Source organism: Atribacterota bacterium (assembly GCA_028717805.1).
Taxonomy (GTDB): Bacteria; Atribacterota; Phoenicimicrobiia; order Phoenicimicrobiales; family Stramentimicrobiaceae; genus Stramentimicrobium.
In genome coordinates, this window is the sequence record JAQUNC010000002.1 from 1 (window position 1) to 14,951 (window position 14,951).

Below are 14,951 nucleotides of genomic sequence, written 5' to 3' on the forward strand. Positions count from 1 at the left end.
AAGACCGGTTCGTTTCTCTCTTTTACTCTAAGTGATTTTTTACGTAATAATCCCTCCAGAACAATCTTTAATTTTTGACTGCTCTCCCATGTACGCCGTTTCATCTTAGAATAGACTCCTTTCTAATCTTGAGCTTATTCTAACTTAAAATCATCCTTTTGTTAAAGGGGAGCAGTATAAATGAATTGAAATCAATATATTTTTTAGTTTAAATTATGCAGTTTTCAGTAAATAGTAATAGTGAAGAAATCTCTAAAGTAAAAACTTTTCATATTAAATTGTTTTTAAAGGTACGACTTCAGGATATGAGTAACAAAAAACTTCAAGACATAGATAACACTTTCTAATAAAATAACAGATGAAAACTTATCAAAAAGGAGTGTTCATCTGATACCTTGGAGGGAACAAAAAATAATGGAGCAAAGCGACGACGCGATCTCATCCATTTTTACCCGAGGAAATTTTAACCAAAAACTATGAACTAATAACTTCATACCAACGACTAATTTAACGGTATATGGATATGTTAGATACTGATTACAAGTCTATTTTTAAATGCAACTCCTTTAGCTGTTCTGGACTCACCTTTGCCGGGGCTCCTGTTAGCAGACAGGTCGCCTTTTGTGTTTTAGGAAAGGCAATCACTTCACGTATGGAAGTGGCACCTGCCAGTAACATTACCAGTCTATCCATGCCAAAGGCAATACCTCCATGTGGTGGTGCACCATATTGCAAGGCTTCCAGAAGATAACCAAATTTTTGCATTGCCTCTTCAGGTTTGATTCCCAATAAATCAAATATCTTCTGTTGTAGTTCGGTCCGGTGGATACGAATACTTCCTCCCCCAATTTCATTACCATTTAAGACTAAATCATATGCTTTAGAACGAACCTGATAAGGATTATTATCCAATAGAGGAATATCTTCATCTACTGGAGCAGTAAAGGGATGATGCATAGAAGTATATCTCTTTTCGGTTTGGGAATATTCAAATAAAGGGAAATTGGTTACCCATAAAAATTTATATTGTTTTTCTGGAATTATATTTAAAGTATTAGCTAATTTTATGCGGAGCATCCCAATTGCTTGACTTACCTTTTCGCTGCTACCAGCCACAATAAAAATAAGGTCACCAGATGTTGCCTGCATTTCCTTTTTGATTAATGTTATTTCTTCCTCAGTAATATATTTTCCTATAGATGATTGTATTTGATTTCCTTCCTTAAAACGGATATAAGCTAAACCACTTAATCCAAATGATTTAATAAAAGGGTCTAAATCATCAATATTCTTACGGGAAAATTTATTAGGCTTTTCTGTCTTTAAGGCACCAATTTTCCCACCATCTGCTATCACATCTAAAAAAGCACTAAATTCAGTTTTCTTAAAAATTTCATTTAAGTTATGTATCTCCATTCCATATCTTAAATCAGGTTTATCCACACCATATCTGGCAATAACATCATCATAATCAAACCTGGGAAAAGGTTTTACTATTTCAATACCCAGTATTTCTTTGAACAGATGAACCATTAAATCCTCAATAAGACTGAATAACTCATCCCGGTCAATGAAGGACATTTCCATATCCAATTGGGTAAATTCCGGGGCTCGATCTGCTCTTAAATCTTCATCCCGAAAACATCTTACTATCTGGAAATATTTATCGAAACCACTGATCATCAATAACTGTTTAAACAATTGCGGTGATTGAGGAAGGGCATAAAAATTTCCTGGATTGATCCGACTGGGGACAATATAGTCCCGGGCGCCTTCGGGTGTGCTTATGGTTAAAAATGGTGTTTCTATATCCAAAAAACCCCTTTCACTTAAAAAGTTCCGAATTAACTGGCAAACTCGGTGGCGTAATATGAGATTATTTTTCATTTCTGGTCTTCTCAGGTCCAGATAACGAAACTTTAAACGCATATCCTCTCCCACATCAGAATATTCATTTATACTAAAAGGAGGTGGTTCCGATTGATTTAGAATCCTCATCTGATTAACTTTGACTTCAATTTCACCGGTTTTTAAATTAGGATTAATTGCCTCTTCCCCTCTTGACATTACTTCTCCTTTAATGGCAATAACATATTCGTTGCGTATTTTATGTGCCATCAAATGTGCTTCATTAGAAATTTTAGGGTCAAAAACTACTTGAGTTTTACCCTCTCTATCTCTCAAATCAACAAAGATAAGTCCCCCGTGGTCTCGACGGGAATTAATCCATCCCATCAGGGTAACTTTTTCCTTAATATTATTTTTACCCAATTCACCGCAGCTATGAGTTCTTTTCCAGGTTTTCAGCTCATATTTATCTTGTTCAAGAATAGTCATCTTATTGGTTCACTCCTTATTAATATTAGATATGATATATGATATACCATGCAAAGCATAGCGCATAGCGATTAAATTTTTCTTTAGTCGTTAGTATCTAGTTTTTAGTTTTACGTTTTTTGTTTTTAGTTAATAATATATTTCTTATTAATAATATTTACTCATTACTGCGTTCTCTTCACTTTATATAATATTAAGATATAGCTATAACGCACGGATGATTCAGGGATAAATCTTATTCAACATTCGGGGGAAGGGTATAGTTTCCCGGATATGAGGAAGGTTGCATATCCAGGCTACAGTTCTTTCAATTCCCAACCCAAAACCAGAATGAGGAACTGACCCGTATTTTCTCAAATCAATGTACCATTGATAATCCTCTTCCGGTAATTTATAATCTCTAATCCTTTCTTTAATTAACTGGTAATCATCAATACGCTGTCCCCCACCAATTATTTCACCAAATCCTTCTGGAGCAATTAAGTCAGCTCCCAAAACAGTCTCTGGTCTTTCCGGATCCGGTTTCATATAAAAAGCTTTACATTTAGTAGGAAAATGATGAATAAAGACTGGTTTATCATATTGCTTAGAAACAATGGTTTCATCTTCACCTCCCAGGTCTTCTCCCCATTGAGTAGCACTGCCCTCTTTTTGTACTATTTTAATAGCATCATCATAAGATAAATAGGGAAAAGGTGGCTGAATTTTTTCTAAAGCAGAAATATCTCTTTCCAGCACTTTTAGCTCTAAGGAACAGTTTTGCAATACATGGCCAACAATCACTGTAATTAATTCTTCCTGTAATTGTTTATTATCATTAAAATCAAAGTAGGCTGCTTCCGGTTCAACCATCCAGAACTCCATCAGGTGTCTTCTCGTTTTAGACTTCTCCGCTCTAAAGGTAGGACCAAAACAGTATACTTTACCAAAAGCCATAGCGGCTGCTTCGTTATACAATTGACCACTCTGGGTTAAATAAGCTTTATCACCAAAATACTCTGTTTCAAATAGCGTAGTAGTCCCTTCACAGGCAGCAGGTGTCAAAATGGGAGATTCAATTAGGTAAAAGCCCTTTTTCTGTAAAAATTGATGAATAGCTTTCACAATTTCCACCCTAATTCTTAAAATGGCATTCTGCCTCTGGGTTCTTATCCAGAGATGTCGATAATTCATTAAAAATCCTACACCATGTTTTTTTAAAGAGATGGGATAATCTTCATAAGCATTTTGAATAACCTGAATGGTCTTAACCAGCATTTCATATCCACTGGGAGCTCTTTGCTCCTTTTTTATAATCCCCTCTACCAAGATAGAAGATTCATAATTAAGTTCATCCAGCAAATTAAAATATTGATCCTCCATTTCACTCTTGACCAGGATTCCCTGCAAAAATCCTGTTCCATCCCTGATAATCATAAATTTTACTTTACCGCTGGAACGTTGATTATAAAGCCATCCTTTGATAGTAACATATTCCGTTTCATAATTTCCAACCTCTGATATAGCAATCACTTTCATCAGATTACCTCCTACTCAATACCTAAAACAGATAATTTATTAATTTTTAATGAATTAAGATTTAAGCACTGTCTGCAATAAGGTCTTGCAAATAGGTCAAAATTTGGTCTCGGGAAACTGTTTGCTGTGTTCCCTTTAGCATATTTTTTATTATTACCTTATTTTTCTTTAACTCTTCTGGCCCTAAAATAATCACATAAGGAGCTTGTAATTTGTTAGCCATCCTCATCTGTGCTTTTAAACTTCTACCAAGAAAATCCATCTCCGTAGAAATTCCCATTGCCCTTATCTGATTGGCAATTTTCAGGGCAAAAATAATTTGATCCTGACTGGTTGTAGTTACAAAAATCTTAATTCCACCCCAAACCGGAATCTTAATATCTTGCTTGATCATAGTTTCCAAAATTCTCTCCATACCGGCGGCAAAGCCTACAGCCGGAGTGGATTTACCACCCAATTCTTCTGATAGATAATCATATCTACCACCGCCGCCTACTGCATTCTGAGCTCCCAGTTCACCGGATAAAATCTCAAAAGCAGTTTTGGTATAGTAATCCAATCCTCTCACCAATAAAGGATTAATTTGATAGGTAATGTCGAGATTATCCAGGTAATATCTCAATCTGCTAAAATGAGTGGCACAATCCTCACATAAATAGTCAAAAATAGAAGGACATTTCTTGATTTCTATCTGACATTGTTCCTTTTTACAATCCAGTATTCTAAGAGGATTTTTGTCATAACGTAATTGACAATCAGGGCATAATAAACTTTTCTTTTCCTGAAAATAATATCTAAGTGCCTTGAGATAATCAGTTCTGCATTGCCGGCAACCAACACTATTTAACATCAGTCTTAAATCGGTCAATCCTAATTTTTTGTAAACAGCCAGGGAGGCAGCTATAATCTCTGCATCAATAATGGGTAATGAGGATCCAATGGCTTCTAAGCCAAACTGATTGAATTGCCGATATCTACCTGCCTGTGGTTTTTCACAACGGAACATGCTTCCAATATAGAATAATTTGCTCAAGAGATTTTCCCGGCTAAGATTGTGCTCTATATATGCCCTAACTACAGGAGCAGTCCCCTCGGGACGTAAAGTTAAACTTCTCCCTTTGCGATCTTGAAAAGTGAACATTTCCTTATTCACAATATCAGTCGATTCTCCAATTCCTCTAACAAATAATTCAGTATATTCAAAAGCAGGTGTTCTTATTTCTCTATAGCCAAAGTTTTGTAATACTTCTTTTATTGTATTTTCCAGATAATACCAGTAATCTATCTTGGTAGGAAGTATATCACTGGTTCCTTTTGGTAATCTTGCTAACAATATTATCTCCTTACAGGATATTCAAGATGAATCCTTCTCCTTGGTTATCCCCTTTATAGTATTTGGTATATCGTATTATATTAGGCTTATGGAATATTATGTTATTGGTTATGAACTGATTAATAAAAATTTATCCCTTAGTTACAATCCACTCTTTAATAATAAATGATTACAGTTCTATTTTAAGAGAAATTAACACGATATATTCCTAAGCTAAATAAAAAACCTGATAATATTATAGTAATTAATAATATTATCAGGGACGAAAATTTCTTTTCGCGGTGCCACCCTCATTGAATGGATGAAATATCCCATTCCGCTCATTCTTTTAACGCACTGGGACGAATAGATTTGATAAAATCAATTTATTTCAGGAAGACTAATTAGGGGATGTCCTTCGATTGCCTGATATGGTAATCTACTTTCCCCTCTCAATCTATTAGCCAATTATAAATTGAAAAGTACAAATACTGGTGATATTTTACCTAATCTTATCTTTAAAGTCAAAAATATTATCAGAATCAATATAATCAAGAAATGCTTTCTTGCTAATTGCTCTTCTTAATGCTTCCTCTCTGGTAATCTTACCAGCCATTAACAAATCTTTTAAAGATTGGTCTAAACTTTGCATACCAATCTTTCTGCTTATCTGTATAGTGGAGGGTATCTGGTAAATCTTTTCATCTCTAATTAAATTACGAATAGCTGGCGTAGCTAGCATCAGTTCTGCTGCTACCACTCTACCCTGTCCATCCGCAGTTGGAATAAGAGTCTGGGCAATAACCGCTTCAATGGTACCTGCTACTTGCAGGCGTGCCTGAGCTTGTTGATGGGCGGGAAAGGCATTAATTATTCTCTCAATAGTATCGGCGGCACTATTGGTATGGAGTGTAGAAAAAACAAGATGACCTGTCTCGGCAGCCCTTAAAGCCATAGAGATGGTTTCTAAATCTCTCATTTCTCCCACTAAAATTACATCAGGATCCTCCCGTAAAGCAACCCTTAAAGCACTGGCAAAAGAATCAGTATGGTCACCAATTTCTCTTTGGGATATGACACAATTATTGTGTTGATGAATATACTCAATAGGATCTTCAATTGAAATAATATGTTCATAACGGTTATTATTTACTATATCAATTAAAGCAGCCAGGGTAGTAGATTTACCACTTCCGGTGGGTCCGGTAACCAGCACAATTCCTCTGCTCTGCTCTGCTAAAGAACCAATTACCTCTGGCAATCCTAATTGTTCAATTGACATTATTTCTGTCGGAATCAATCTTATTGCTGCTGCTTCCCCCAGTCTATGACGAAAAATATTAATTCTAAATCGTGAGACATCTGGCATTTCATAAGCGAAGTCAAATTGCTTATCTTTCTCAAATGATTTTTTTTGATTATCTTTTAATAAAGTATATATTAGTTCATGAACATCTTCAACGCTTAAGACCGGAAAACTACTTTTCCTTAATTTACCGTTTAAACGAAAAACTGGTGGAATGCCTATATTTAAGTGAACATCTGAAGCACCCTGTTCTTTGGCTAATATTAAAATATCCTGTATCTTAAAGTCCATTTATCTATTTCTCCTCTTGCTATAATACTATAATAATTATTTGTACAAAGAATTACTCGGATTAGTTATTACCATATATCTGGATATTCTTTCTCTATATACTGAATTATTTCAGAAATATTTTTGAAGGATGCGAGGGTTACCTCAAAATTACTTTTATAGGAGGATTTAATTTTCTGTAGGGCTTCCTCGTCAGTGGGATCACTCATAGCTACAACCAAAGTATCGTTCATCTCTATCAGGGGAATTATATTATAATTTTTAATTAAAAATGCGGGAAATTTTTTTAATAAATCCAGATCTAATTGGTTAGTCTCAATTTGAACATAGGGGATATCTAACTGTTTACTTAAAATCCAGTTAATCTGATCCTGTGTTACCAGGTGAAGTTCAATTAATATTTCACCAACTCTTTTATTCCTTATTTTTTGCTCTTTTAATACCATTTCTAATTCTTCCTGAGAGATTAGTCCGTAATCTAATAATATCTCACCCAATCTTTTTTTCTGATTTGCTATCATTATTTACTCCTGTATATCTAACTCCTGTTCCTATTCAGACTAAGATAGTGTTTAACTGTTAATTAATTGGAGAGAACAAATTTTGGATCGCTGGCTTTAAATAAAGCCGTTTCTCTATCAATAACATGATTTTGATATAGCTGACGAAGGGATTGATCCATAGTCTGCATACCCAACTGTTGAGCTCCCTGAATAGAAGCAGGAATCATGTGAATACGTTCTTCACGAATAATATTTTTAATTGCCGGTGTGGCTATCATTATCTCCACAGCAGGCACTCGTTTAGTCTGGTCAATATTGGGAAGTAATGTTTGGGAAATAACTCCCTGTAAAGATTCAGCCAGCTGAATACGGATTTGTCTCTGCTGGTGAGCAGGAAAAACATCTATGATACGTTCTACAGTTTCAGCAGCACTGTTAGTGTGCAGTGTAGAAAATACTAAATGTCCTGTCTCGGCAGCAGTAACAGCCATAGAGATGGTTTCTAAATCTCTCATTTCTCCAACCAAGATGACATCCGGATCTTCCCTTAAGGCACTTCTTAAGGCATAGGTAAATGATTTGGTATGTAGACCAACTTCTCGCTGATCAATAATACAATTCTTATGCTGATGAATAAATTCAATAGGATCTTCTATGGTTATGATATGAAGCTTTTGATTTTCATTAATAATATCAATAAAACTGGATATTGTAGTTGATTTCCCACTTCCAGTAGGTCCGGTAATTAAAACTAATCCTTTTGGTTTTTTAGTGAATTCTACCAGATTCTTAGGTAATCCCAATTCTTCCAATGTCTTAATTTTTCCAGGAATCAACCGGAAGGCGCCGGCTATGCCACTTCTATGCATAAAAACATTTACCCTAAAACGGGCTATATTAACAATCTCTAAGGAAAAGTCAATTTCCTTTAACTCTTCAAATTTTTTACGTTGTTCTTCACTCAAAATACTATAGATCATCTCATAAACAGCATTCTCAGTTAATTCAGGATAGTTTAATTTAGAAAGTAAACCGTTAATACGTAATGTTGGTGGAATACCAACTGTTACATGTAAATCAGATGCTTCCATATCATTGGTAATCTTCAGTAATTCTGTAATATTAATATTCATTAATAATTCCCCCATTTTTATTTCTGAAAAAGAAGTGGAAAGAAAAAAGATTATATTTATTTTATAAGCTAAATTAGTCCAGTTCTTTTCTTAATACTTCAACTTTATCTGTTTTTTCCCAGGTAAACTCATCAATTTCCCGACCAAAATGACCATAAGTAGCAGTCTTTTTATAAATGGGTCTTTTTAATTTTAAATGTTCAATTATAGCTGCAGGCCTTAAGTCAAAATGCTTCTTAATTATCTGGATAATTCGGGAATGAGGAATTTTTTCAGTGTTAAAGGTATCCACCATAACAGAAACCGGATTAGCTACTCCAATAGCATAAGCGATTTCAATTTCACATTTTTCAGCAATTCCGGCAGCAACAATGTTTTTAGCAATATATCTGGCGGCATAACTTCCAGAACGATCTACTTTAGTTGGATCTTTACCGGAAAAACAACCTCCTCCATGACTTCCTACTCCCCCGTAGGTATCCACAATAATTTTTCTACCAGTAACACCAGTATCAGCCTGAGGACCTCCCATAACAAATCTGCCAGTGGAGTTGATATAATATTTGGTATTTTTATCAAGATATTTTTCAGGGATTACTGCTTTGATAACTTTTTCCAAAATATCTTTACGAATAGTGTCTAATCCTACCTGGGGATGATGTTGGGCAGCAATAACAATTGCCTCAATTCTCTGAGGAGTACCGTTTATATATTGTATAGTGACCTGAGACTTACCATCAGGCCTTAAATAGGGTACAATTTTATCCTTCCTTACCTCTGCTAAACGGTAAGTTATCTTATGTGCTAGCGATATTGGTAAAGGCATTAATTCCGGAGTTTCCCGACAGGCGTAACCAAACATCATACCTTGATCCCCAGCTCCGGTAGAGGCGATTTTATCCTTTTCCGGAACTATTTTTTCTTCACGTGCCTCCCAGGCACAATTTACTCCAATTGCTATATCTCGAGATTGTTCCTCAATAGAAGTTAACACTGCACAGGTATCACAATCAAATCCATATTTTGCTCTGGTATAACCTATTTCTCTCACTGTATTTCGGACTACTTTAGGAACATCCACATATCCAGTGGTAGTAATCTGCCCGGCAACTAACACCAGACCGGTAGCAACCAATGTTTCTACTGCTACCCTTGCTTCCGTATCCTGACAATATAAATCATCCAGTATAGCATCAGAAATTTGATCAGCAATCTTATCTGGATGACCCTCTGTAACTGATTCAGAAGTAAAAAAATAATTTTTTCCCAAGGTACCAACCTCCTCTTTATCAAAAATAATGTAGGATTTAAGTTATAAAATAATTTTCTCCTTATTGAGTCATCTACAAATAAAACTATTATTAGATATACTTTTTGAACCGTTCGTCTTTAGCCATCTGATTGATAACTTTTTTGATATCACCTTCACGATTTTTGGGATAAATCAACTGAATAGGTCCATCATTAATAATTACCATATTAGAAAGACCAATGGTAACGGTTACCCCTTTATCATTGACAATAATACAATTTTGTGTATCAATTCCGGTATATTCACCCTGTACAATATTACCATTGGCATCATGTGGTACAAATCTCTCCATAGCATGCCAAGAGCCAATATCTTCCCAAATTATATCTCCTTTCATAACCAGTAAATCTGTAACCTTCTCTAAAACACCATATTCAAAGGAAATAGAATCAACTGTTTTTAATTGAGCTTTTATAACCTCTCTTTTACTCAAAGTGCCTATACTCAAAGCTATTTCATTTATTGCCTTATCAAGTTTAGGCATCCATTTGGCAATAAAATCCAAAATTATGTGTGCAGGAAAGATATAAATAGCACTATTCCATAATAACTGATTTTGTTTACTGTATTGCTCAATCCAATGGGAATCTGGTTTTTCTTTAAACATCTTTACCGAATAAAGATTCATCTCCTTAAAGTTACCTGTTTGGTTAGCAGTACAGATATAGCCATACCTGGATTCTTTTCTCTTTGGTTCAATTCCGATGATAACCGGCTTTTTAAATCTTTGCACAGCTTGAAAGGAGTTATCCAGTAACTGGTAAAATTTATCCTTTTCTGGTATATAATGGTCTATCGGGAAAATAGCAATGTTAATATCCCTACTTCGATTATGAGTTATTAGCAGTGTTGCCAAAGCAATGCTCGCTGCAGTATCCTTTCCCATTGGTTCAATAATATAATTCAGTATATCAATTTCAGGAATTATCTCTCTGATAGGTTGAAATAAATCTTCAATTGTAGCAACATAAATATCATCTGTCTTAAAAAAGGGTAATAGGCGTTCAAAGGTATCTCTGAGCATTAAATTTCCGCTGGGAGCAGCAAGAAATTGTTTTGGTTTATTGAAACGACTATGAGGCCAGAATCGCTTCCCTCTCCCCCCCGCTAAGATAAGGGCAATATTATTCATCTTTTATCATCTCTTCTTTTTAATTTTAATAAATTTTTTATTCTATTGTTCCTATTTATTCCTACCAAGTTATATTAACCATGCTCTTCGTTTAATACTTCGTCAACATCTTCTATTTCAAAACCACGATATTGAGAATAGTAATGAAGTATCTTCTCGGTAAAACCATTTGGAATTTCATTCTCCTGGGAAAGAAATTCCTGAACTTTAAACGGTCCATAATTATAAGCAGTCAGAGCTAATCTTATATCGCCAAAATCATCATAAAGTAACGCTAAATAATGTATACCAATCTTAATATTTTTTTCTGGATTGAGCAAGGTCTTCTCTGCTCCGTCCCATTCAATACCAATATTTTCTGCCAATTCCTTCGCTATGAAACGACGAACCTGGCACAATCCATAGGCATAGGAATCGGAAATAGAATCCACTATAAAATTACTTTCCACTTTAATTAGAGCACAGATTAAGAAGGGATTAAATTTATATTTTAGTGCTACCTCATAAATATTTTTAGCAATATCATATATGGTTTCACTTTCCAGTTGTTTATTATTACTGGAAACAAGATTCACGATACGATTCATATAAAATTCTCTTTTCTTTTCTTCGGATATCATTCCGGTCAATTCCTGTAGCTGCATATAAATTTCAGTAAACTGTTCTTTGGTAATTTTCTCTTTTAGATAATTAGCCATCTGATTGTTAATATTATCTAACTTCTGATTTTGTTCTTCAATTCTCTCTTTTAAGACCCTATTTTCCGTTTGTATATCACTATAAACCTGGTTTAAATTATCAATGGATTGATAAAGCTGTCCATATTGTCTCAAATTATAAATCATTAACAACATCATGACCAATAAAAAAATTATTATAGCTCTATTAAAATATTGGTCTATAATGTTATTCCTTTTTACTTTTTTACCCGTACCTCTATTCTCTTTTTTCTCTTTATTATCATTACTCATTTCATCTTCCTTACAGTTTTTAATTCTAAATTTAATTTAACGTTCCTTAACCTATCTTATCTTGCTACCTGGAGTGATTTCCTTATCAGTAGTTAGAAGTACAACCTGCTCATCGCTTGAAGCTGCCAGCAGCATACCTTGTGATTGAATACCCCTGATGGTAGCGGGAGCTAAATTAAATACTACTACAATATTTTTTCCAATAAGCGCCTCTGGCAAGTAATATTCTTTTATTCCCGCTATGAGGGTTCTTATTTCGGATTTAAAATCAACTTTTATTTTTAATAACTTGTGGGTACCTGAAATATCTTCAGCTGAGATAACTTTACCCACTCTCAAGTCAATTTTTTGAAAATCCTCTAAAGATATGACTGGCAACTGTTTCGTTTCATTCTCTTTTTCCTTATGCTCTTGCTCAAGCTTTTCTTTGCCTTCATGGGTAGCAGGTGAAATATTTTTTCTTTCCTCCTCAATTCTGGGAAATAGATTATCACCAGGATTTATCTTAATATCCGGCTCCAGTTTTCCCCAGCCGGTATCTTCAGGAATAGTCATATTTTCAATATTATCTTTAATCCCTAACTGTTGCCAGATTTTACTGGCTGTTGACGGTATAAAGGGATACACTAATAGAGATATTATCCTCAATGACTCATTAAGGTGGTACAACACCTGTTCCAATCTATCCTTCTTGGTCCTATCTCTTCCCAATAACCAGGGCTCTGTTTGATCTATATATTTATTGGTTCTTTTTATTAGAGACCAGATATTTTCTAAGGCAAGATTGAAAGACATTTCCTCCATATTATTAATTACCTGCAGCACTACTTCTTCTGCCAGCTTTCGTAATTCTATATCAAACAATTCATCCTTACCTGAAGGTGCAGGTATCTTCCCATCACAAAATTTAACAGTCATGGCTACCGTACGACTGAGTAAATTACCGAGATCATTTGCTAAGTCAAAGTTGATCCGCTGAATAAGTAGCTGGCGGGAATAGTTTCCATCCTGACCGAATGATAATTCCCTTAACAAAAAATAACGAAAAGCATCGGCACCAAACTCCTCTGCTACCTGATAAGGATCAATTACATTTCCTCTCGATTTGGACATTTTTTCACCTTCAATGGTCCACCAACCATGTGAAAAAACCATTCTGGGAGGATTTATATCGGCTGCCATCAGCATGGTGAACCAGATAATAGTATGAAATCTTAATATATCCTTACCAATTAAATGTACTGCCTCTGGCCAGTAAAAGTTAAACTTTTTTTCATCAATGCCGTAACCAACCACAGTAAGATAATTTATTAAAGCATCAAACCAGACATAAACTACATGATTCTTATCAAAAGGAACATCAATTCCCCATTTTAGACTTGATCTAATCCTGGTTACGCTCTGATCTTTCAATCCCCTCTTGATGAAACTAATAATTTCGTTCTTTCTTGATTCTGGTTTAATACAATCAGGATGTGATTCAATATGCTGTAATAATCTATCCTGATAGTTGCTCATTCTAAAAAAATAGCTTTCTTCTTTGAATTTTTCAATTGGTCTACCGCAATCAGGGCATAGATTACCTTCTACCTGACTTTCTGGCCAGAAGGTTTCGCATGGTACACAATACCACCCTTCATATTCACCTTTATAGATATCATCTTTTTCATATAAACGATTGAATATTTTTTGTACCACCAACTCATGACGCTTTTCAGTAGTACGTATAAAATCATCCAGTTTGATATTTAAAATAGGCCAAAGATTCTTAAATTTTATCACCACCTTATCAGCAAGTTCTTTAGGTTTTATGCCCAGTTGTTCTGCTGATTTGGCAATTTTCTGGCCATGCTCATCAGTACCAGTGGCAAAAAGAACATCAAAACCTCTAAGCCTTTTAAATCTTGCCATAGTATCTGCTGCAATTGTAGTATATGCATGCCCTATATGTGGGACATCGTTGACATAATAAATAGGAGTTGTAATATAAAAAGCTTTTTTCTTTTCCATAGTTTTATTGATATCCTTTCTCAAATTAATATTTGCTCTAAAAGGAAATTTCGTAGCCGCTTAGTGTTTTATTTTAAAAAGCTTTAATATATACCTGTCTTGTGCCATAAATCCTTTTAGAAAAACTTTTTTACCATTATTTCTTTTCCCTAAGATGTCTTTAAGATTAAAACAAATAATTTTTAATCAGGTCTGTTTGCATTCTTTTTCAATTCTAAGATCTTTTCATAAATCCATTTTTTAGATATATGATACTCTTCAGCAATTAAAGATACAATATCTTTGTTATAATAACCTTTTTGCAGGTAATACATAATTTCTTTTTCCAGCTTATCTTCTTTTCTGGAATCCTTATCACAGAAGGTTGACTCTGTTTTTATAGCTGATTTTCCTTCTAGAACCAGAGTCATTTCTCCCTTAATTTCCTTAGAGCTCAGGGTATCTATTACTCCGGAAAGATCTCCTCTGATTATTTCTTCAAACTTTTTGGTCAGTTCCCGAGCTATAACAATTCTTCTATCTCCCATTATCTGCTTGAGAGCTACCAGGGAATCCTTAATCCTATGGGGAGTTTCATAAAATATGATAGTCCTTTTCTCATCTTTCAGATTTGAAAAAAACCTTTCTTTCTCCCCTTTTTTTCTGGGAATAAATCCTTCAAAAACAAAGCTTTGCATGGCAAATCCTGAAATTACCAATGCTGTAATTAAAGCTGAAACACCAGGAATAGGAACAATGACCATATTATTTTCAATAGCCTTATTTATTAATTCATATCCTGGATCACAGACACCTGGCATGCCAGCATCTGACAACAAAGCAATATTTTTCCCTGTTCTTAACAGTTGTAAAATGTATTCTAATCTCTTTTCTTTGCTGTATTTATGATAACTGATTACTGCTTTCTTAATCTGGTAATGATTTAACAATATTTTAGTATGGCGGGTATCCTCTGCAGCAATTAAATCTACTATTTTTAAAATTGTCAGGCAACGCAGGGTAATATCCTCCAGGTTACCAATAGGTGTTCCGCAAATATACAATTTACCAGATTGTTGTTTTTTCATATAAAATACCTTATTACCGGATTTTTAGTTTAATGTTTATAGGTTTTAGTTATAAATAA

11 protein-coding genes are annotated in these 14,951 nt (G+C 34.5%); all 11 read right to left on the reverse strand.

Going from position 1 to position 14,951, the window contains the following annotated elements; translation table 11 throughout:
* Positions 1 to 537 precede the first annotated feature (537 nt).
* Complete coding sequence (aspS, locus tag PHD84_00580; protein ID MDD5636306.1) at positions 538 to 2,337, reverse strand: aspartate--tRNA ligase; 1,800 nt, start codon at positions 2,335 to 2,337, stop codon at positions 538 to 540.
* Positions 2,338 to 2,559: 222 nt separating this feature from the next.
* Positions 2,560 to 3,855 carry an asparagine--tRNA ligase gene (gene asnS / locus PHD84_00585; GenBank protein MDD5636307.1) on the reverse strand — a complete coding sequence of 432 codons (1,296 nt, stop codon included), beginning with the start codon at positions 3,853 to 3,855 and terminating at the stop codon, positions 2,560 to 2,562.
* Positions 3,856 to 3,916: 61 nt separating this feature from the next.
* Positions 3,917 to 5,188 (reverse strand): histidine--tRNA ligase, encoded by a 1,272-nt coding sequence (hisS, locus tag PHD84_00590; GenBank protein MDD5636308.1) that lies wholly within the window; start codon positions 5,186 to 5,188, stop codon positions 3,917 to 3,919.
* Positions 5,189 to 5,669: 481 nt separating this feature from the next.
* Positions 5,670 to 6,764, reverse strand: coding sequence for a type IV pilus twitching motility protein PilT (locus tag PHD84_00595; protein MDD5636309.1), 1,095 nt, complete (start codon positions 6,762 to 6,764; stop codon positions 5,670 to 5,672).
* A gap of 68 nt (positions 6,765 to 6,832) precedes the next feature.
* Positions 6,833 to 7,285, reverse strand: a complete 453-nt coding sequence (locus PHD84_00600; GenBank protein MDD5636310.1) for a hypothetical protein — start codon at positions 7,283 to 7,285, stop codon at positions 6,833 to 6,835.
* 62 nt (positions 7,286 to 7,347) lie between these two features.
* Positions 7,348 to 8,394 carry a type IV pilus twitching motility protein PilT gene (locus tag PHD84_00605; GenBank protein ID MDD5636311.1) on the reverse strand — a complete coding sequence of 349 codons (1,047 nt, stop codon included), beginning with the start codon at positions 8,392 to 8,394 and terminating at the stop codon, positions 7,348 to 7,350.
* A gap of 79 nt (positions 8,395 to 8,473) precedes the next feature.
* The gene (metK, locus tag PHD84_00610; GenBank protein MDD5636312.1) at positions 8,474 to 9,670 is read right to left on the reverse strand and encodes a methionine adenosyltransferase; all 1,197 of its coding nucleotides are present in this window, start codon (positions 9,668 to 9,670) and stop codon (positions 8,474 to 8,476) included.
* A gap of 91 nt (positions 9,671 to 9,761) precedes the next feature.
* Positions 9,762 to 10,844, reverse strand: coding sequence for a sugar phosphate nucleotidyltransferase (locus PHD84_00615; GenBank protein ID MDD5636313.1), 1,083 nt, complete (start codon positions 10,842 to 10,844; stop codon positions 9,762 to 9,764).
* Between the two features lie 74 nt (positions 10,845 to 10,918).
* The gene (locus PHD84_00620; protein ID MDD5636314.1) at positions 10,919 to 11,815 is read right to left on the reverse strand and encodes a transglycosylase SLT domain-containing protein; all 897 of its coding nucleotides are present in this window, start codon (positions 11,813 to 11,815) and stop codon (positions 10,919 to 10,921) included.
* A 51-nt stretch (positions 11,816 to 11,866) separates the two neighbouring features.
* Positions 11,867 to 13,825 carry a methionine--tRNA ligase gene (metG, locus tag PHD84_00625; GenBank protein MDD5636315.1) on the reverse strand — a complete coding sequence of 653 codons (1,959 nt, stop codon included), beginning with the start codon at positions 13,823 to 13,825 and terminating at the stop codon, positions 11,867 to 11,869.
* Between the two features lie 182 nt (positions 13,826 to 14,007).
* Positions 14,008 to 14,892, reverse strand: a complete 885-nt coding sequence (rsmI, locus tag PHD84_00630) for a 16S rRNA (cytidine(1402)-2'-O)-methyltransferase (protein ID MDD5636316.1) — start codon at positions 14,890 to 14,892, stop codon at positions 14,008 to 14,010.
* Positions 14,893 to 14,951 lie beyond the last annotated feature (59 nt).

Coding starts and splice junctions, on each gene's coding strand:
- PHD84_00620 (MDD5636314.1), bottom strand. CDS start 11,815: ATGAGTAATGATAATAAAGAGAAAAAAGAGAATAGAGGTACGGGTAAA.
- metG (MDD5636315.1), bottom strand. CDS start 13,825: ATGGAAAAGAAAAAAGCTTTTTATATTACAACTCCTATTTATTATGTC.
- PHD84_00595 (MDD5636309.1), bottom strand. CDS start 6,764: ATGGACTTTAAGATACAGGATATTTTAATATTAGCCAAAGAACAGGGT.
- PHD84_00615 (MDD5636313.1), bottom strand. CDS start 10,844: ATGAATAATATTGCCCTTATCTTAGCGGGGGGGAGAGGGAAGCGATTC.
- rsmI (MDD5636316.1), bottom strand. CDS start 14,892: ATGAAAAAACAACAATCTGGTAAATTGTATATTTGCGGAACACCTATT.
- aspS (MDD5636306.1), bottom strand. CDS start 2,337: ATGACTATTCTTGAACAAGATAAATATGAGCTGAAAACCTGGAAAAGA.
- asnS (MDD5636307.1), bottom strand. CDS start 3,855: ATGAAAGTGATTGCTATATCAGAGGTTGGAAATTATGAAACGGAATAT.
- PHD84_00600 (MDD5636310.1), bottom strand. CDS start 7,285: ATGATAGCAAATCAGAAAAAAAGATTGGGTGAGATATTATTAGATTAC.